Origin of the sequence: Roseateles koreensis, from assembly GCF_028595305.1 — a bacterium.
GTDB lineage: Bacteria > Pseudomonadota > Gammaproteobacteria > Burkholderiales > Burkholderiaceae_C > Paucibacter_A > Paucibacter_A koreensis.
Genome location: NZ_JAQQXS010000006.1, coordinates 242,396 through 259,579, shown reverse-complemented (window position 1 = coordinate 259,579; position 17,184 = coordinate 242,396). Strand labels below are relative to the sequence as shown.

Annotated in this window: 16 protein-coding genes and 3 pseudogenes; 8 read left to right on the top strand and 11 right to left on the bottom strand. The window is 62.4% G+C overall.

From position 1 onward, the window contains the following. The first annotated feature begins 9 nt into the window (after positions 1-9). From PRZ01_RS08895 to PRZ01_RS08880, 4 genes and pseudogenes are all read left to right on the top strand, one after another. The gene (locus PRZ01_RS08895) at positions 10-1,131 is read left to right on the top strand and encodes a hypothetical protein (RefSeq protein ID WP_273596408.1); all 1,122 of its coding nucleotides are present in this window, start codon (positions 10-12) and stop codon (positions 1,129-1,131) included. 1 nt (position 1,132) lies between these two features. After that, positions 1,133-2,743, top strand: a complete 1,611-nt coding sequence (locus PRZ01_RS08890) for a hypothetical protein (protein ID WP_273596407.1) — start codon at positions 1,133-1,135, stop codon at positions 2,741-2,743. Then, positions 2,740-3,189: a type VI secretion system baseplate subunit TssE gene (gene tssE / locus PRZ01_RS08885; protein ID WP_273596406.1), complete on the top strand. Its 450-nt coding sequence runs from the start codon at positions 2,740-2,742 to the stop codon at positions 3,187-3,189. The genes PRZ01_RS08890 and tssE overlap by 4 nt, the downstream gene beginning before the upstream one ends. Positions 3,190-3,258: 69 nt before the next feature. Continuing rightward, positions 3,259-3,542 (top strand): annotated as a pseudogene (locus tag PRZ01_RS08880) (urate hydroxylase PuuD); the annotation flags it as partial. 36 nt (positions 3,543-3,578) lie between these two features. On the opposite strand, the pseudogene PRZ01_RS08875 reads toward PRZ01_RS08880, so the two are convergent. Next, a pseudogene (locus PRZ01_RS08875) lies at positions 3,579-3,992 on the bottom strand (transposase); the annotation flags it as partial. Between the two features lie 274 nt (positions 3,993-4,266). Between PRZ01_RS08875 and PRZ01_RS08870 the strand changes: the two are divergent. Beyond that, positions 4,267-4,724: pseudogene (locus PRZ01_RS08870) on the top strand (Tn3 family transposase); the annotation flags it as partial. A 473-nt stretch (positions 4,725-5,197) separates the two neighbouring features. On the opposite strand, the gene PRZ01_RS08865 reads toward PRZ01_RS08870, so the two are convergent. From PRZ01_RS08865 to mltG, 7 genes are all read right to left on the bottom strand, one after another. Further along, positions 5,198-6,085, bottom strand: a complete 888-nt coding sequence (locus PRZ01_RS08865) for a dienelactone hydrolase family protein (RefSeq protein WP_273596405.1) — start codon at positions 6,083-6,085, stop codon at positions 5,198-5,200. A 17-nt stretch (positions 6,086-6,102) separates the two neighbouring features. After that, a complete protein-coding gene (locus PRZ01_RS08860; protein WP_273596404.1) occupies positions 6,103-6,705 on the bottom strand; it encodes an ankyrin repeat domain-containing protein in 603 nt (200 codons plus the stop codon). A gap of 65 nt (positions 6,706-6,770) precedes the next feature. After that, positions 6,771-7,547 (bottom strand): TatD family hydrolase, encoded by a 777-nt coding sequence (locus PRZ01_RS08855; RefSeq protein ID WP_273596403.1) that lies wholly within the window; start codon positions 7,545-7,547, stop codon positions 6,771-6,773. Positions 7,548-7,576: 29 nt separating this feature from the next. Further along, a complete protein-coding gene (locus PRZ01_RS08850) occupies positions 7,577-7,999 on the bottom strand; it encodes a PilZ domain-containing protein (RefSeq protein ID WP_273596402.1) in 423 nt (140 codons plus the stop codon). A 143-nt stretch (positions 8,000-8,142) separates the two neighbouring features. Then, positions 8,143-9,189 carry a DNA polymerase III subunit delta' gene (gene holB / locus PRZ01_RS08845; protein ID WP_273596401.1) on the bottom strand — a complete coding sequence of 349 codons (1,047 nt, stop codon included), beginning with the start codon at positions 9,187-9,189 and terminating at the stop codon, positions 8,143-8,145. After that, complete coding sequence (tmk, locus tag PRZ01_RS08840; protein ID WP_273596400.1) at positions 9,183-9,818, bottom strand: dTMP kinase; 636 nt, start codon at positions 9,816-9,818, stop codon at positions 9,183-9,185. Before tmk ends, holB begins: the two co-directional genes overlap by 7 nt. Beyond that, positions 9,815-10,822, bottom strand: coding sequence for an endolytic transglycosylase MltG (mltG, locus tag PRZ01_RS08835; protein WP_273596399.1), 1,008 nt, complete (start codon positions 10,820-10,822; stop codon positions 9,815-9,817). Before mltG ends, tmk begins: the two co-directional genes overlap by 4 nt. Before the next feature lie 93 nt (positions 10,823-10,915). Here mltG and ygfZ point away from each other — a divergent pair, with 93 nt between their 5' ends. Then, a complete protein-coding gene (ygfZ, locus tag PRZ01_RS08830; protein ID WP_273596398.1) occupies positions 10,916-11,890 on the top strand; it encodes a CAF17-like 4Fe-4S cluster assembly/insertion protein YgfZ in 975 nt (324 codons plus the stop codon). 12 nt (positions 11,891-11,902) lie between these two features. Continuing rightward, entirely contained in the window at positions 11,903-12,250 is a 348-nt protein-coding gene (locus tag PRZ01_RS08825) for a DUF4936 family protein (RefSeq protein ID WP_273596397.1), read from the top strand. On the opposite strand, the gene PRZ01_RS08820 is transcribed toward PRZ01_RS08825, so the two are convergent. Both PRZ01_RS08820 and PRZ01_RS08815 read right to left on the bottom strand, forming a co-directional pair. Beyond that, a complete protein-coding gene (locus PRZ01_RS08820; RefSeq protein ID WP_273596396.1) occupies positions 12,237-13,094 on the bottom strand; it encodes a YbgC/FadM family acyl-CoA thioesterase in 858 nt (285 codons plus the stop codon). The genes PRZ01_RS08825 and PRZ01_RS08820 overlap by 14 nt on opposite strands. A 37-nt stretch (positions 13,095-13,131) precedes the next feature. Continuing rightward, the gene (locus tag PRZ01_RS08815) at positions 13,132-14,040 is read right to left on the bottom strand and encodes an alpha/beta hydrolase (protein ID WP_273596434.1); all 909 of its coding nucleotides are present in this window, start codon (positions 14,038-14,040) and stop codon (positions 13,132-13,134) included. 182 nt (positions 14,041-14,222) lie between these two features. Between PRZ01_RS08815 and PRZ01_RS08810 the strand changes: the two genes are divergently transcribed. Further along, positions 14,223-15,371, top strand: a complete 1,149-nt coding sequence (locus tag PRZ01_RS08810) for an iron-containing alcohol dehydrogenase (protein WP_273596395.1) — start codon at positions 14,223-14,225, stop codon at positions 15,369-15,371. 139 nt (positions 15,372-15,510) lie between these two features. Here PRZ01_RS08810 and aceA read toward each other — a convergent pair whose 3' ends face one another. Continuing rightward, complete coding sequence (gene aceA / locus PRZ01_RS08805) at positions 15,511-16,812, bottom strand: isocitrate lyase (RefSeq protein WP_409993824.1); 1,302 nt, start codon at positions 16,810-16,812, stop codon at positions 15,511-15,513. Positions 16,813-17,184: the final 372 nt, after the last annotated feature.

Sequence of the window (17,184 nt, the reverse complement as noted above, 5' to 3'; positions counted from 1 at the left end):
GCCAAGCACATGAACCCCAAGCCCTCCATCATCCTGAACATTCCCGTGCTGAAGGCCGGCCTGAGCTGCGCGGCCGGCAGCTTGCAAGCCACGTTGGCCGCCCTGGCACCGGGCCAGCCCGCACCGGGGGTAGAAGTCCTTGACGCCTTGGATATGAACGGCGCCGCCCTTGGTGCTTTACCGGCCCTGGCCCTGCGCGGCCAAACGGGCGAGTTGCGCGGCCTGGCGCGGCAGCGCCAGTTGCTGGCCGCAGCCACAACAGACCTATGCCAATGCAGCGGCCTGAGCCTGGCCGAATTGGCCACTCTGCGGGTGTTTGTTGTTCGCCCGGAAAGCAGTGCCCGGCAGGGCGCGGCGCAGGTGGCGTTGGACGAGAGCCTGCTCACCCAGCTGTGGTTTGAGTTGCTGGGCGTCGCAACGGCGCATGGGCAGGCCCAGCAACTGCAGCGCCTGAGCTGCCATGCCCACGCGTTTGAGGCCTTGTCGGCCGCAGCCGCTTATCTGTCAAGTGCAGGGCCAAGTCACAGCGCCGTCACACCCCGCCGTGCCTTGCTGCTGGCCTGCGAGAGCTGGCTGGGGGACGCAGCGCTGGCCTTGTTGGACGATATCGATCAACTCAGCGGCCCGGCCTGTGACGGCGTGGTGCCGGGCGAGGCGGCGGTGCTGCTCTTGCTAGGGCAGGGCGAGCAGGCCACCACCCTGCGTTGCTGCCATGTGCTGGAGCCCGAAGACCGTTGGCAAAACGAGCGTCCCATGGGCAGGGCTTGCAGCGAAATGCTGCTGGCCCTGCAAGACAAGAATGCCACCCAGACCAGCGGCGCGGCAATGGTCTTGAGCGATGCTCATCCCAACCAAGAGGCCATGCGCCGCGAGGCCGAATACCTGCGGCTGCGGCATTGGCCCCATCTGCCCACGGGCTCGCCCGCCGGGCTGGATTGCGCGCCCCTGGGCTATCTGGGCCAGAGCCTGTTCTTGCTGCAACTGGCCTTGCTGAGCCAGCAGCCCGCCCCGCAGCAAACGGCCTGCGCCTACGCGCGCTCTTTGTGGCAGCACAGCTTGATGGCATGGCGCCCGGCGGCGGCCCAGCCGGCCATGGCCACCGCCGCGCAGCGGAGCTTGAGCCATGCCTGACATGAACCCGTCCCTTGACGAAGTTAGCCCTGTTGACCGCTTGGCCCGCATCCTGCCCGAGCTTGAGCGCGCCGCCCGGCAGGCTCAGCGCCATGCCGCAATGGCCAAAACGCCCATTTTGTGGCCCGTGTTGTTTGTTCCCGGCATTGGCGGCAGCCGCCTGGGCTTGCTGGAAGCTCGCACTTGGGCGCAAACCGGCAGCCACGACACCGGCCTGTGGGACCCCGACGATGAGCCGCTGCACCAGCAGCTATACGGCTGGCTGGGTGGCTCTGCTGCGCCCGAGGCGCAGGCCTGGAGCTTGGATTTGGCGGCGCGCTGGCAGGCGCCCGCCCAAGTGCTGCGCGAGCATGAGCCCGCCCAGGTCTTGCGGCTGATGGCGCAGCAGCAGGGCCTGGGGGAGGGCGCTGCTCCGGTGGTTTTACCTGCCTTGCAGCAGCAACTGCGCCAGCGCTACGCCTGTTTGCGCGAGCAAGGCTGGACGGCCTTGCCCGCCCGCTACTGGCCCTTGGCCACACAGCTGTCCGACCGGCTCGGCACCTTGGCCGACCCGCAATTCGCCTTCATCGCCCATGCCCATGCCTGGGACTGGCGCGCGCATCCCCGCCAGGCGGCGGCCGGCCTGGTGCGCCGGATTCAGGCCTTGCTGAGCCAGGCCCATCTGCATCAGCTGGCGTCTTGCGGTACGGATGGCCAGGCCAGATCCTGGCGCTGGCCCGACACGCCTGGCCTGGTGATCGTGGCTGAGAACGCCGGTGTAGACCTGCTGCGCGCGGCCCTACCTCTGTGCCCACCAGCCTCGGTATTGGCCGTCTACGCGGTGGACGAGGTGCGCCCGGCCGGCACCACGACAAACGGCCTGGCTCAAGATGGCAGCCCGGCCTGGTTCGCGGCCTTGTGCGACACCGACACTCCTGCAGCACCCTTGCCCGGTGCCCCCCTTTTGTCGCACGGTTGGCGGCTGTGGCAAGAGACGCTGCAGGCTCAGCGCGGCCCGCGTCTGGCCCTCAACGCCATGTTGCCCGGCCCCTTAAGCCTGCTGCCCCAGGGGCCGGTGGCCACCTGGTTGGACGGCGCCGAGTTTGCCCAGGCCGGCCACGGCTGGGACTTGCTGCGTTGCGGCGGGGCCTGGCAGCCGCTGCAGGGGCAGTTTTGCGCCGATGAAGGCCGGCCCGGCGTCAACCCGCCCCAAGAGGCGACCTGGCAAGCCCAGGCCCAAGCCGCCGCCGAGTTGACCTTGGCACAAAGCCAGGCCTCGACCCAGGACTTTGCGGCCTTGGCCGAGCCGCCACCCTGGATCAGCTGCCAAGCCGGAGCGGCGGCCCCGCCAGTGGCGCGCCTTAGTCTGCAACACGGCATTGCAACGGATGCTTCGGCCTTGACGCAAGGTGAGGGTGTGCAGACCTGGCGCCTGCAACTGCAAACTCAGCCGCAAGAGGGTTTGCCACAGGGCAGCCGCTTGGTCGTCGGCAGCAGCCAACAGCTGTGCGCAGGCATTCAACACCATCTGAGCCAGCAGCTGCTGCGCCAGCCCCCCACACCTTTTGGCCAGGAACTGCGGCCTGCCGTGGCGGCGCGCCTTTCCACTCTTGCAAGGACTGCCTCATCATGAATCACGCCGGCTTCTACGAATTGCTGACAGGTCATTTCGCTGACGGCCGGGCACTGGACAGCGTCTCGGAGCGCAACCATCTGGCCCTGTCCATCGCCGACCACATCGGCCGCCTGCTCAACAGCCGCCAAGGCGCGCTGCGCACCGCGCCCGACTATGGCTTGCCTGACAGCAACCTCATCTACGCCAACCAGCCCGCCGCGCGCGAGCTGCTGCGGGATGCCATTGCCCAAACCATTTTGCGTCATGAACCCCGGGTGGCGGCCGTGCAGGTCAAGGTCAATATTGCGGCCAGCGCAGACTTTCATCATGTCTATCACATCAGCTGCCAGCTCAAGAAAGGCCGCGTGCCGGTTGAGTTAGAGGGCTGGGTGCGCGACGACGGCCAACTGCATCTGCAGCCGCGCTCGGCCGATGCCAACACCTGGAGCGGCGACCATGCTTGATTTTGCTTCTTCCGCCCATGCCCACACCGCCCCCTTCAACATGACTGCCGGCTGACCCTCAGCTGGGCGGCCTGCCAGCTGTTTGCCGGCCGCGCCGCCTTCTCATCATCGGCGCCATGCTGGCCACCATGATGACGGCCAATGTGTTCTTCTGCATCATCCCGGGCCAGCGGCAGGCGGTTGCGGACCTGCGGGCCGCCCGCTTGCCCAGCCCCATTCACGGCCAGCGCGGTAAGCAGCGCAGCGTGCACAACACCTTTTTTGACCTGCCGGTGCTGGTGGCCATGCTCAGCAACCACTACGCCATGCTGTACAGCGCGCGCTGGAACTGGGCCGTGCTGATCGCCTTGATGAGGGTCAGCCGGCATTCATGTAATTTCACGCCAAATCGCCGTCTCCGCAAGGGCTGCATTCTCGCGCTTGAGCTCGCGCTCCAACGCCTTGATGCGCTGGCGATCTTGCTTGGTTTGCGCTGGGCTGGCGCGAGCTTCGTCAGGGCGCGCCAAGGCCTGTGTCGCTGTGCTACGCCACCGCTCTAATTCTTGGGGGTAGACGCCCTTGCTGCAGCACCAAGCGTTCTTGCTGGCGTCGTCCATGGCTGCGGTGCACAGCACAGCGTCAAAGCGCGCTGCCGCGCCCCATATTCGCTCGTTCAGCGGTTTGGCCAAGGCCTCAGCCCGCCAACGCTCCAGCGTCGCCGCCGCGATTCCCATCTCGTCGGCCACGTCGCTCACCGTCGCACTGGAGGGCGGCAGCAGTCTGGCCACGGCTTTGTCTTTAAAGTCTTGCGCGTATCTTCCCAATTCGTTCTCTCATCACCGCCCCAGGGTTTCTTGGTACCGCCCTTGGCAATCTGGGCAGTGCCGTCTATGCCCTGCATGTGCCGGGGCGCTTTGTGCCGCCCAAGGTGCGCAGCTTCATTCAATTCTTGAAGGACGAGATGATCCCGCCGGTGTCCTGGGCGGCCTGAATTTCGACCTCATCCTTGCGAACGCGCACCCAGGGCAGTCATGTCCCTGGAGCCCAGCAGACAGCGCCGCGAATTGCGGTTATTGAACCCACGCGCAGCCGTTTTGGTTTTCTTTTGCGCCGCGCATAGCCGACCTGAAGGACAATCGCATCTATGTGCCCGGCAAGGCCGACGGCTGGCCCGGTCTTACCAGCCTCGCTGGCGGAAGCCTGAACAGCAAAGCCAGTGAAGCCGTGTTCGACGACGTGATGCGGGTAGGTGCGTCGATCAAACAAGGAACGGTCACGTCGTCACTGCCGCTGCGCAAGCTGGCCGCCTATCCCCGGCAGAACAGCATCGCCACCGGTCTTCGGGAACTGGGACGCATCGAACGCAGCCTGCATACGCGCAAGTGGTTGCGTGATCCCGACTATCGGCGCCGGGTCGGCGCTGGCTTGAAAAAGGGGGAATCGAGACACAAGCTGGCACGCGCGTTTTCTTCCACCGGCTGGGCGAAATCCGCGATCGGGCGTTCGAGGATCAGCAGAATCGGGCCAGCGGGCTGAACTTGGTGATGCAAGCCATCAGCCCATGCCAGGGAAGTTCAGGGCTTTGCGGACGGCACCGGAATATCCAACGCAGGGCGACTGACGCGGAAACGATCACGGCTCCGAAGTTCGCAGCGCGCTTATGCGAATTTCGATTGAATGCCAGCGCATTTATGTCGCTTTGGCTTAAAGTGCAAAATTTCCCGTTTCTTGTGGGCCCCCAATTTCTCCGGCGGTTAAGGCCAGAAGTTACATCCTTGGGCCGGATGACCTGGTTTCTGCTGTCGCAGACTGAAGGGCACGATTTGGCAAATGAAGGGAGGCTAAAAGCACCCCTGAAAGTTCGACAATGTGTATTATGTAAAATAACATATTAGACACCGCACCCGTTCTGTGTGTATGGTTCTCAAGATCCCGACTCCCATGTAAGCACAGCGAGAAGGAGCAGTTCATTCATGTCGCAGGACGAGTCTCTCAGGGTGACGCCGATCTTGATCACCGCTTGGCTGGCCTATTGCAGATGTGCCTTGAAGAACGACAAGGTTCGTTGCCAAGCCAGTGCAGCGGATGTAGAGTCAAACCGAGGCGTGGTGTCGTTATTGAAGCCGTGTTGTGTGCCTGCGTATACAAAGGCTTGATACGGCACATGCGCGGCTTTCAATGCGGCTTCGTATGAAGGCCAGCCCGCGTTAATGCGATCGTCCTCACCGGCGTAGTGCAAAAGCAATGGCGCCTTGATTTTGGGGATCTGATCAACGGGAGGCTGCGCGCCGTAGAACGGCACGGCGGCGGCCAATTGAGGCAGTTGGGTGGCTAGATAGTTTGCGATGCTGCCGCCAAAGCAGAACCCCACCACGCCAACGCGTCCATTGCTTTCGGGCAAACCCGCCACGGCTTGCGCGGCGGTGACAAAGTCGGCGCGAATTTTCGGAATGTCCAGAGTGGCGAATAACTCGCGGGCTTTGTCTTCGTCGCCAGGATAGCCGCCCAATGTGGCGAGTGCATCGGGGGCGAAGGCGAGATAGCCTTCAAGCGCCAGGCGCCGGGTGATGTCTTCAATGTGAGGGTTCAGGCCGCGGTTTTCGTGCACGACCAGTATCGTGGGCAGCTTTCCTTTGGCCTGGGCGGGCTGGGCTAACAAGCCCCGCACACGCCCGGACCCCTGGGGTGAATCAAATTCTTGCCAGCGTGTGAGGATGCGCGGGTCGCCCGGCTGGACTTGCTGGGCGGCGGCGAAACGGGGGGTCAAGGCGCTGAGGGTGGCCGCTGCGGCGGCAGCGCTGCCGAGTTTGCGTTGCGCAGAATCGAGAAACATGCGCCGGCTGATATCGCCATGCACAAATTGATCGAACAGCCGAAGAATTTCGGCGGAAAAATCGGCTGCGGTAAGATGGGTCATGGTGCGCTCCGGCAAGTTCAGTGGTTTTGCGCCGACAGTTGTTTCAACACCCCTTCGCGATCTGCTTTGCGTGCGAAGTCTGTGGCGCTCAGGCCTTGCGTGTTGCGCAGGCTAGCGTCGGCACCCGCTTTGAGCAGGACCGGGGTCAGGTCCAAGGCGCCATAGCCTGCGGCCAACATCAGCGGCGTGCTGCCATTGGGTGAGCGTGAATTGATGTCCGCACCTTGAGAAATCAACCATTGCGCAACGCCGTTGTCAGGGCCGCTGCAGGCGTAGTGCAAAGGCGTCCAGCCGTCCTGATTGACGGGCGCGCCCTTTTTGACCAAAGCCTGCACCCAGTCCAGCCGGCCCTTGATGGCGGCAAGCATCAAGGGAGTTTCACCGCTTGGGTTGCGCGCCGCCAGATTCAGTCGTGGATCGTTGAGCAGGCTGCGAAAGGCTTTATCGGCGTCTTCGCGGATGGCTGTAGGCAAAGCGACCCTGCCCCGTTCATCATGACCGTTAGGGTCCACACCATTGACGAGCAGACGGGTGATGGTGCGCCCATCATCCAGTTCGGCCGCGAGCACCAGATCGTCGATCGGCGCAGCCTTGCTGGCTTGGCTAAAGCTGAGGCACAAGAAGAGAGCTAGAGCCGGCCAAGATCGATGATCGCGTGGGTTGAAGCTCATAGTTGCCTTGTTGTTCATTGCAAGCCAAAAAGACGGCGGCAGTTCGCCGTGGTCAGTTGTGCCAGTTCTTCGATCGAGACACCCTTCGCCGAGGCTAGCGCTGCCGCTACATGCGGGACATAGGCGGGGCTATTGAGGCGCCCGCGATAAGGCACCGGCGCGAGATAGGGGCTGTCGGTTTCAATTAGAAGCTTTTCCAGCGGCAACGCGGCGGCAACATCCCGCAAGCTTTGGGCATTACGAAAGCTCAAAATTCCCGAGAAAGAAATGTAGTAGCCCCGCTCAATGGCCGCCAAGGCAATGTCCACGCTCTCGGTGAAGCAGTGAAAGACGCCACCCGCCTGCTCAGCGCCCTCCTCGTCCAGCAGCTTCAAAGTGTCGGCGGCACTGCTGCGGGTGTGGATGACCAGGGGTTTGGCCACTTGTTTGGCAGCGCGGATGTGGGTGCGAAAGCGCTCGCGCTGCCACTCCATGTCGTCAATGCTGCGGCCATTGAGGCGGTAGTAGTCGAGCCCGGTTTCACCAATGGCCACAATCTTTTCAAGGCGGGCGGCCTGAACCAGTTCAGCCACGTTGGGCTCATGCACATCTTCGTTGTCGGGGTGCACGCCCACGGTGGCCCACAACTGCGCGTTGGCGGTGGCCAGGGCATGCACCTGGGGAAATTCTTCCATGGTGGTGCAGATGCAGATGGCTTGGTCCACCTGGGCCGTGGCCATCTCTTGAAGAATTTGCGGCAGTTGCGCGTGAAGCTCCGGAAAGCTCAGGTGGCAATGGGAATCAATGAACATGGACGGCGTCGAGCTCAGGCCAAAACGGCTCAGATGGTTTGCGTGGGTTTGGAGGAGGAAATTTGCGTCCCCAGAATTTCTTCGATCTTCAGCTTGATCAAGCGGCTTTTTTCGTCAGCGGGAAAGCGCACGCCAATCCCTTGAGTCCGCCCGCCGGAGGCATTGGCGGGAGTCAGCCATGCCACTTTGCCGGCGACCGGGTAGCGTTGGTTGTCTTCGGGCAAGGCGAGTAAGAGGTAGACGTCTTCACCCAAGCGATAGTCACGGACGGTGGGAACAAACAGCCCACCATCCGAAAACACGGGCATATAGGCGGCGTACAAGGCGCCTTTTTCACGGAATACCAGTTGAATCACGCTGGGCCTGGGGCCAGTCTGCGCCGTTGCAGATGCGAGGCCACCCACCGCGGTCAGCGCGATTGGCTGGGAGGTCGAAGTCTTGGGGTCGCTCATGCCTTGCAGTGTAGCGAAGGCGCAGACCGGCGCGGCGCAATCCCGGCGTTCAAGGGTCGCGTTTTGTAACGGCGCCTGTAACGGCGACCCTTGGCCCGGTTGACGAAGGCTGGCTGGAGACTACCGCCCCACCCCGTACAGACTCAGGCGTTAGCTCGCCGTGGTGAAGCTTCACGCAACGCCGCTTGCCCTTGCGCGAACAGCGACTCCATCAACAGCCCAGTATTCAGTGGGTGTTCGGCATGCCGGGCCGACTGACGCAGGCTGGCCTCCCACATATGCAAGGGCGCGGCCAGCTTGGGTTGTGGCAACGATGCCTTCGGGAAGTAGGTGGGCTCGGCGCCATGGGTCACGCGCAGCAGGTCGTGGCAGAGCCGTTGCAGGGCATCGATGGCTCGGGCCTGGGGCCAGTCGCTCAGCGCCGCGGCCTCCCCGCGTGCCAGGCGCTGCGGCAATTGCTGCCAGGCGGTCGCGCGCAAACCGGCCTCAAACCAGTCACGCGCCTCCTGAGGGCGGCCACCGGCGGCGGCCAGCAGCACGTCGGCGCCCTCCACGCCTTGCTCTTGCAGCCACTGCAAGCAAGGCGCTTTATCGGGCAAACCCAGCGGCACGGGCTGACAACGGCTGCGGATGGTCGGCAGCAGCGACTCCGAGGCACTGCTGGCCAGGACAAAACGCAAGAGGCCCGCGGGTTCTTCCAGCGTTTTCAGCAAGGCATTAGCGGCCACGGTATTCAACGCTTCCGCCGGGTACACGACAACGACCTTGGCGCGCCCCCGGGCGGAGGTGGCTTGCGCAAAACTGAGCAGGCCGCGGACCGCATCAATCTTGATCTCGCGGCTGGGTTTCGTTTTGGAGGCCTTGGCCTCTCCATCTTTGCCGGGTTCGCTGTCTGCGCCCCAGCCGATTTGTTCGCGCAAGGCCTCGGGCACCAACAGCATGAAATCCGGGTGCGTGTGGGAGCCGAACAACTTGCAACTCGCGCACTGGCCACAGGCCCAGCCCCGTCGTTCACCACTTTGAGTCGGCTGTTCACACAGCCAACTTTGCGCCAGCAACAAGGCCAGGTCAAGTTGCCCAACCCCGGAGGGGCCTTGTACCAACAAGGCGTGTGAGCGAGCCGTCGCCAGCGCCTGGCTCAGCGATTGAGCGAGCCAGGGCAGCGGCAGGGTTTGATCGCTGCTCACCATCCGCGGGCCTCCAGCACGGCTTCGATCTGGGCGGAAACCGCTTCAACACTGAGGCTGGCGTCAATCCGCGCGAATCGTGTGGGCGCGGCTGCGGCCCGGGCGGCATACCCGGCCCGAACCTTGTTGAAGAATTCAAGATCTTGCTGCTCGAAGCGATCGGCCTCCCGGGCTGCGGCACGGCGCTGCGCAGCCAACTCCGCCGGCAGGTCGAACCACAGGGTCAGATCGGGCTGGCGCCCCTGCTGTACCCATTGCTCCAGCGCGGCGAGCACGCTCAGCTCCATGCCCCGCCCGCCCCCCTGATAGGCGAAAGTCGCATCGGTGAAACGGTCGCAGAGCACAGTTTTGCCCGAACTCAAGGCAGGCTCAATCACCTGACGCAAATGGTCACGGCGACCAGCAAACACCAGCAATGCCTCCGTCAATTCATCCATGCCGCTGTGCAGAAGCAGCCCGCGCAGTGTCTCGGCGAGCGGCGTACCACCTGGTTCACGCGTGTTCACCACGTCGGCGCCGCGCTGCTGCAAACGCGCACTCAGGCTGGCGATATGGGTGGATTTTCCGGCGCCGTCAATGCCTTCAATACTGATGAATCTGCCGATGTTCTTGCTGCTCAATGGACTGCTCACTTGCCGCGCTGGAATTTGTTGACGGCACGATTATGCGCGGCCAGGTCCTCACTGAACTGACTGGTGCCGTCGCCCCGCGCTACAAAATAAAGTGCCTTGCTGCTGGCGGGGTGCAATGCCGCCGCCAGAGAAGCCTTGCCGGGCATGGAAATTGGCGTCGGCGGCAGCCCGCCGCGGGTGTAAGTATTGAACGGGGTGTCCGTCAGCAGATCGCGTTTGCGCAGGTTGCCGTTGAATTGCTCGCCCATGCCATAAATGACAGTGGGGTCCGTCTGCAGGGGCATGCCCAGACGCAGGCGGTTGATGAACACGGCGGCCACCAAACTACGGTCTTGAGCGGCGCCGGTTTCTTTTTCAATGATAGACGCCAGTGTCAGCGCCTCGTCTGGCGTTTTCAAAGGCAAGCTCTCGCTGCGGCCCTGCCATGCGGCGTCGAGCTGTTTTTGCATGGCCTTCATCGCTCGTTTGAGCACCGTCAGGTCGCTAACGCCTTTGCTGTACGCATAGGTGTCCGGAAAAAAACGGCCCTCAGGTGCCAGCCCCGGGGCGCCCAACGCGGCCATCAATTCAGCATCGTTGAGCTGGGCACTGGTGGCGCGCAGGGCGGGCGCATGGGCCAGCGCCGTCCTCACCTGGCGAAAGTTCCAGCCCTCGATCAGGCGCAACTGCTCCAGTACTTCGTCGCCGCGTACCATCTTTGCCAAGAGATCTCGCGGGGTCGCACCCGTGTGAATTTCGTAACTGCCGGCACGAATTTGGCGCGATTGCCCGGACCAGCGAAACCACTGGTACAGCAGCCGAGCATCTTCCTGCACACCGGCATTGACCCAGGCCTGAGACACCTCCCGCGGCGGCGAGCCTGCCTCAATGGACAACTCCACTGACGGCGCCGCCAAGTGCATGGGCTGCTGCAACCACCAAGCAAATCCGGCCGCCGCCAACGCGGCCAGCACCAAGGGGGTGACGATCAAGATTTGCAGAATTCGGGTCAACCAATGTTTCATGCGTGCGCGGATTCCGCTCTATTTGTCTGTAATTTCAGACGTCCATTTTCGGGGCTTCGGCGACGAAGCCGGGCGCTGATGATAATCAAGCCCATGAACAGCCTTGCCACGACCTCCGACTCTCTTCTGGCGCCCGGCGCCCTGCCCCTGGATGACTGGGGTGTCATTCGCGCCGAGGGCGCTGATGCCGCCAAATTTTTGCACGGCCAGCTGACCCAAGATTTCGAACTGCTGGGCGCCCAGCACGCTCGCTTGGCGGGTTATTGCTCCGCCAAAGGCCGCTTGCTGGCCACGCTGATCGCCTGGAAGGCCAGCCCGGAAACCTTGTACCTCGTTCTTCCCAAAGAACTGCTCCCGTCGATTCTCAAACGGCTCTCCATGTTTGTCATGCGCGCCAAATGCAAGCTCACGGACGCCAGCGGCGACCTGCGCGTTTGGGGCCTCGCGGGGCTCGCACCTGAATTGCAGGATGTCGGTGCAAGCCTGACTCAGCGCTGGTCACGGGGTGAAACCGCCGCGGGTGCTTGCATCATCCGCCTGCCGGACAGTGCGATTGCAGAGCATGCCGAGCCTCGGTTTCTTTTGATCCAGAACGCCGAGGCTCCCGCACCGGATCTGCGTCCGCTGGCCCCGGATGTATGGCAGTGGCGCAGTGTTCAAAGCGGCTTGGCGTGGGTCAGCTTGGCCACCAGCGAAGCATTTGTGCCGCAGATGATCAACCTTGAGCTGCTGGACGGTGTGAACTTCAAAAAAGGTTGCTACCCCGGGCAAGAGGTAGTTGCCCGCAGCCAGTACCGAGGGACTTTGAAGCGACGCACCCAGCTCTTCGAATTACCGACGCCGGCGCAGCCGCCGGTGCCCGGCCAAGAGATTTTCCACAGTGATGATCCCGATCAGCCGGCCGGTTTGGTGGCCAATGTGGCCCAGCGGGCTGGGCAGAGCCTGCTGCTGGCTGAAGTCAAAATTGCCGCGCTGGCATCGGGTGAGTTGCGCCTGGGCGCATCCGACGGCCCTGCGCTACTGCACCGTCCCCTCCCCTACGAGATACCGCTCAACTCCGAAGTATGAGGGGCTCACCAGATGAATTCGGGTGAAAAGGCCGAAGTGCCGACCTGGGAGAAAACGGCCGATGAGCTGTACGTCTACTACAAGCTCAGCGCCGAGCAACTGGCACCAGCATGGGCCGCATTTGAAGCCCTTGTGGCGAGCTTGCCAGCCCCAATGAATCGCCCTCGACTGCTGTGCCAAACCGCCAGCGCGGAGGGCCTTGAGGGTTCAGCTGGCGCCACCTGGATGGAAATTCACACTGGCGAGCATGCGCATGAAGTGGCAGCCTTGATGGCCGCCAAGCTTCAGGGCCTGATCACGGGTGAACGCCACTGCGAGAGTTTCAGAGCCCTGCGGGGCCCTGTGCTCACAGGTTCTTGACCATCTCGACATGCCCAATGCCGGCCTCTTCAAAAACAGGCCCCCGTTGAACAAAGCCCGCACGGGTGTAAAAGCCTGCCGCTGACAACTGCGCGTGCAGCAGTACCTCGCGATAGCCCATGGCCTTGCCCTGGCGCATCAAGGCTTCAAGCACCTCCCGCCCCACCCGGCTGCCACGCATCACGCTCAACACTGCCATGCGCCCGATTTTTGCAACACCGGGCACATGGGGCAGCAAACGGCCTGTAGCTAACGCCTTGCCAAAGCGGTTGAATGCCACGGCATGCAGGCAAGTGGCGTCGGCGGCGTCCCATTCCATTTCAGCGGGAATCTTCTGCTCCTGCACGAATACCGCCTGGCGAATGGCCCCGGCGTGGTCGCCCAACTCCGCCCAAGATCCCAGTTGCACCTGCACAACGGGTTCGCCGGCTTCAAATCCTTCAATCACCGCACGCAAGCTGGCCGGAATGGTCGCCGGCCGTTGGCTTGCCGGGTCAGCAAACACATAGATCAACTCGCCGTGCACCAGCAACTCGTCGCCACGAAATACCGCAGCAATGATCTGCATGGAACTGTTGCCCAGCCGCTCGCACCGAATTGCGACGTCGAGCTGATCGTCATAACGTGCAGAGCCCAGGTACTCCAGCGTAGCTTTTCGAACGAAGAAATCACCGCCCAGACCCACCATGGTTTCGGTATACGGCAAGGCCAGCGCCCGCCAGTAGGCGCCCACGGCGGTGTCGAAGTAGCTCAGGTAGTGGGCGTTGAAGACAATTTGCTGGGCGTCAATTTCGGCCCAGCGCACCCGCAGTCGTTCAGCAAAGCGAAAGTTGTGTCGTTTCATGGTCAATTCATTTTGAAAGTTTGACGGAACAGGCGCGTCAGGACCGCAGCGCGGCCCGAAGTGCCTGGGCGCAGAAGTCCATGGCGGTCATCGCTTCGGGGATGGCCCGGCCCATCTTGATGAAATCGTGGGTGACGCCCCGCACCAACTCCAGCTGAACCGGATTGCCTTGGGCGCGCAAAAGATCGGCGTAGGCCAGGCCTTCATCCACCAGCGGGTCGCACTCCGCCAGCAGCACGGCGGCGGGTGCCAGATCACTGTGGTCGGGCGCTTCCATCGGTGCGAAGCGCCAGTCTCGCCGGTGATTGCGCGTGATGTAGTGGTCGAAAAACCAGCTAATCGACGCCGCGTCGAGCAAGAAGCCATTGGCAAATAGTTTGTGGGAGGCCGTGTCGGCATGGGCCGCCGTGCCCGGCGTGATCAGCACTTGCAGCGCCAAAGACAGGCCCGCATCACGCGCCATCAACGCACACACGGCCGCGAGCGTGCCGCCCGCGCTGTCTCCGCCGACGGCAAGACGTGTACCGTCGAGGCCCAGCGTTTGGGCATGGGATGCCAACCATTGCAGGGCGGCCCAAGCGTCGTCCGAGGCCGCCGGAAACGGATGCTCCGGGGCCAGTCGGTAATCCAAGGACACCACCGCTGCGCCGCTGCGCAAAGCCAATTGTCGACACAGGCTGTCGTGTGTTTCCAGGCCGCCGATGGTGAATCCGCCACCATGAAGATAGAGCAGCACTGGCAGCACCGCTTCGCTGGGCGCGTACAGGCGCGCCGCCATACCACCGCCAGGCCCGGGGATTTGCAGCGCTTGAACACGCGCAATCGGTGCACGCGGCAAATCAAGAATTTCCGCGCCCATCAAGTAGGCAATGCGCGCCTGAGTGGGGCTCAAAGCATGGAACGCCGGGCGATTGGCGCGCTGTATGCGACTCAACACACCGGCCATGCGCGGTGTCAACAAGGTGCTAGGCAATCCGGGTCTCCGTCACGTACTCTGGCAAGTACGGCAGTTTGCCAGAGCGCATGCACGATTTGCAGAATGCTGAAGACTGAAGACTGAAGACTGAAGACTGAATGCAAAGAGCGTACCGCACAGTGCAACATGACAATGACAGCGAAAGGATGACCATGGCCTTGATCCAGTACCTGACCCAGATTCAGCTTGATTTTGGCGCCGCCGCCTTGTTGCCCCAGGAATGTCAGCGGGTGGGGATGCAGCGGCCATTGATCATCACCGATGCGGGTGTCCGCGCTGCTGGCGTGCTTGATCTGGCCTTGGCGGCTTGGGGTGATGCCCCGCCGCCTGTCTTCGACCAAACCCCATCCAACCCCACCGAGGCCGCCGTGAGGCAAGCGGTGGCGATGCTCCAGCGCACTGATTGCGACGGGCTGGTCGCCATCGGCGGAGGCTCCAGCATGGACTTGGCCAAGGGGGTTGCAATTGCCGCCACCCACCCCGGTCCACTGAAAACTTATGCCACCATCGAGGGCGGCAGCAGTCTGATCACGCAGAGCGTCTTGCCCGTGATTGCCGTGCCCACCACAGCGGGCACCGGCAGCGAGGTGGCTCGCGGCGCCATTCTCATCGTGGACGATGGGCGCAAACTGGGTTTCCACAATTGGGTCTTGCTGCCCAAATCAGCGGTGTGCGACCCCGAGTTGACCCTGGGCCTGCCCCCCAGTTTGACGGCCGCTACCGGGATGGACGCCATCGCCCATTGCCTTGAAACGTTCATGTCGGCGGCGGTAAATCCGCCTGCCGACGGCATTGCGTTGGACGGCCTGCGCCGCGGTTGGGCACATATTGAGCGTGCCACTCAAAATGGCCAAGACCGTGAAGCGCGCTGGCAGATGATGAGTTGCAGCATGCAAGGCGCAATGGCCTTCCAGAAGGGCTTGGGTTGCGTCCATTCGCTCAGTCACAGCCTGGGCGGTGTAAGCCCGCGGCTGCATCACGGTACATTGAATGCCGTTTTTCTGCCCGCCGTGGTACGTTTCAACGCAGCGGCACCCAGCATGATTCAGGAGCAGCGGCTCACCCGCATGGCACACGCCATGGGCCTGTCGGGTTGTGGGGCCGACGGCGAAGAAATCGCACAAGCCATCACCGTGCTGAACCTTCGCTTGGGGCTGCCGTCTGGGCTGGGCGCCATGGGCGTCGACGCTTCGGTGTTTGAACGTGTGATCGATGGCGCACTGCTTGACCACTGCCACAAGACCAACCCACGCCTCGCCAGCCGCGAGGACTATCGCGCGATGTTGATGCAGGCCATGTAGACCGTATGTTGCGCGCGATGCGTCGTGGCGGCGATGACCTTCGTACTCACGAAAAAAGGCCCGACGCAGAAGCGCCAGGCCTTGAAATATTTCTGTCGTCCCACTGTCGGTGCAGGGCGGCAAGCCGCCCTGCACGAACTCAACCGTGCTTCTTGTCGAAGAATTGCTCGTCTTCAGTCGAGCCCTTCAGGGCTGCGGTCGAAGCTTCGCGCTCGATGGTGGTGGTCACTGCGTCGAAATAACCCGTGCCCACTTCGCGCTGGTGCTTCACGGCGGTGAAGCCCTTCTCGGCGGCGGCGAATTCAGCTTCTTGCAGTTCCACGAACGCGCTCATATTGTTGCGAGCGTAGCCGTAGGCCAGGTTGAACATGGAGTAGTTCAGGCTGTGGAAGCCGGCCAGCGTGATGAACTGGAACTTGTAGCCCATGGCGCCCAACTCGCGCTGGAACTTTGCGATGGTGGCATCGTCCAGGTTCTTCTTCCAGTTGAAGGAAGGCGAGCAGTTGTAGGCCAGCAACTTACCGGGGAACTTGGCGTGGATCGCGTCAGCGAAGGCCTTGGCGAAAGCCAGGTCAGGCTTGCCAGTTTCGCACCAGATCATGTCGGCCACTTCGGCGTAAGCCAGGCCACGGCTGATGGCTTGCTCCAGACCGTTGCGGGTACGGTAAAAACCTTCGACGGTGCGCTCGCCGGTGCAGAAAGGCTTGTCGTTGTCGTCGATGTCGCTGGTGACCAGGTCACCGGCTTCAGCGTCGGTACGGGCCAGCAGCACAGTGGGCGTGCCCATCACGTCGGCAGCCAGGCGAGCCGCGTTCAGTTTGGCGACGGCGTCACGGGTGGGCACCAGCACCTTGCCGCCCATGTGGCCGCACTTCTTGGCAGCCGCCAATTGGTCTTCGAAGTGAACGCCTGCAGCGCCAGCTTCGATCATGGACTTCATCAACTCGAAGGCGTTCAGAACGCCGCCAAAGCCGGCTTCAGCATCGGCCACGATGGGGGCGAAGAAGTCGGTGTCGTTCTTGCCTTCGCTCCATTGAATTTCGTCAGCGCGCTTGAACGTGGCGTTGATCTTCTTGACAACCTTAGGCACCGAGTCCACCGAGTACAGCGACTGGTCGGGGTACATCTCGCCATTGCTGTTGGCATCGCCAGCGACTTGCCAGCCAGACAGGTAGATGGCCTTCAGGCCGGCCTTGACTTGCTGCATGGCTTGGTTGCCGGTCAGCGCACCCAGGGCGTTGATGAAGGGCTCGGTGTTGACCAGGTTCCACAGCTTTTCGGCGCCACGTTGGGCCAGCGTGTGTTCGATCTTCAGCGAACCGCGCAGTCGCACCACGTCAGCGGCGGTGTAGCCGCGCTTGATGCCCTTCCAACGGGGATTTTCGGCCCAGTCTTTTTCGAGGGCGGCGATTTGTTGTTCGCGGGTCAGATTCGTCGACATGAAGTTCTCCTGCAAGTTGAAAAGGGTTCACCAGAAACCAAGTCACCGTTGCCCTGGGGGGCTGAACCGCTTGGCTTGACCTCCCGCTGGGGAGTTTCAGTGCGTTTGCTGTTCCGGCGCTGTGGCTCAAGATTAGTCCTGTTCGCGCTTCATGGGAAGACTTATGTCTTATATAAGACTCAATTTGTTTTCATTTAAAATCAACAACTTAGATTGAGAATTTCTGATTATGAAATCACATTCACCATAATGAGAAAAAATGTCGCAGCGCAGCATCAGTTGAATTCACGATATGAAAACACTGTTTCGTATCGTGGAAAGTGGGTCGAAAGTTCGAGCGGCGTACCCGAGGAAGCGAGTTACAGCTGCGTC

Excerpts from the sequence above, each read along its gene's own strand:
- PRZ01_RS08865 (WP_273596405.1), bottom strand. The coding sequence starts at position 6,085 with ATGACCCATCTTACCGCAGCCGATTTTTCCGCCGAAATTCTTCGGCTG.
- PRZ01_RS08815 (WP_273596434.1), bottom strand. The coding sequence starts at position 14,040 with ATGGCCGGTGTGTTGAGTCGCATACAGCGCGCCAATCGCCCGGCGTTC.
- tssE (WP_273596406.1), top strand. The coding sequence starts at position 2,740 with ATGAATCACGCCGGCTTCTACGAATTGCTGACAGGTCATTTCGCTGAC.
- PRZ01_RS08820 (WP_273596396.1), bottom strand. The coding sequence starts at position 13,094 with ATGAAACGACACAACTTTCGCTTTGCTGAACGACTGCGGGTGCGCTGG.
- holB (WP_273596401.1), bottom strand. The coding sequence starts at position 9,189 with ATGGTGAGCAGCGATCAAACCCTGCCGCTGCCCTGGCTCGCTCAATCG.
- PRZ01_RS08825 (WP_273596397.1), top strand. The coding sequence starts at position 11,903 with ATGAATTCGGGTGAAAAGGCCGAAGTGCCGACCTGGGAGAAAACGGCC.
- PRZ01_RS08850 (WP_273596402.1), bottom strand. The coding sequence starts at position 7,999 with ATGAGCGACCCCAAGACTTCGACCTCCCAGCCAATCGCGCTGACCGCG.
- ygfZ (WP_273596398.1), top strand. The coding sequence starts at position 10,916 with ATGAACAGCCTTGCCACGACCTCCGACTCTCTTCTGGCGCCCGGCGCC.
- PRZ01_RS08895 (WP_273596408.1), top strand. The coding sequence starts at position 10 with ATGAACCCCAAGCCCTCCATCATCCTGAACATTCCCGTGCTGAAGGCC.
- aceA (WP_409993824.1), bottom strand. The coding sequence starts at position 16,812 with ATGTCGACGAATCTGACCCGCGAACAACAAATCGCCGCCCTCGAAAAA.
- PRZ01_RS08855 (WP_273596403.1), bottom strand. The coding sequence starts at position 7,547 with ATGTTCATTGATTCCCATTGCCACCTGAGCTTTCCGGAGCTTCACGCG.
- mltG (WP_273596399.1), bottom strand. The coding sequence starts at position 10,822 with ATGAAACATTGGTTGACCCGAATTCTGCAAATCTTGATCGTCACCCCC.
- PRZ01_RS08810 (WP_273596395.1), top strand. The coding sequence starts at position 14,223 with ATGGCCTTGATCCAGTACCTGACCCAGATTCAGCTTGATTTTGGCGCC.
- PRZ01_RS08890 (WP_273596407.1), top strand. The coding sequence starts at position 1,133 with ATGAACCCGTCCCTTGACGAAGTTAGCCCTGTTGACCGCTTGGCCCGC.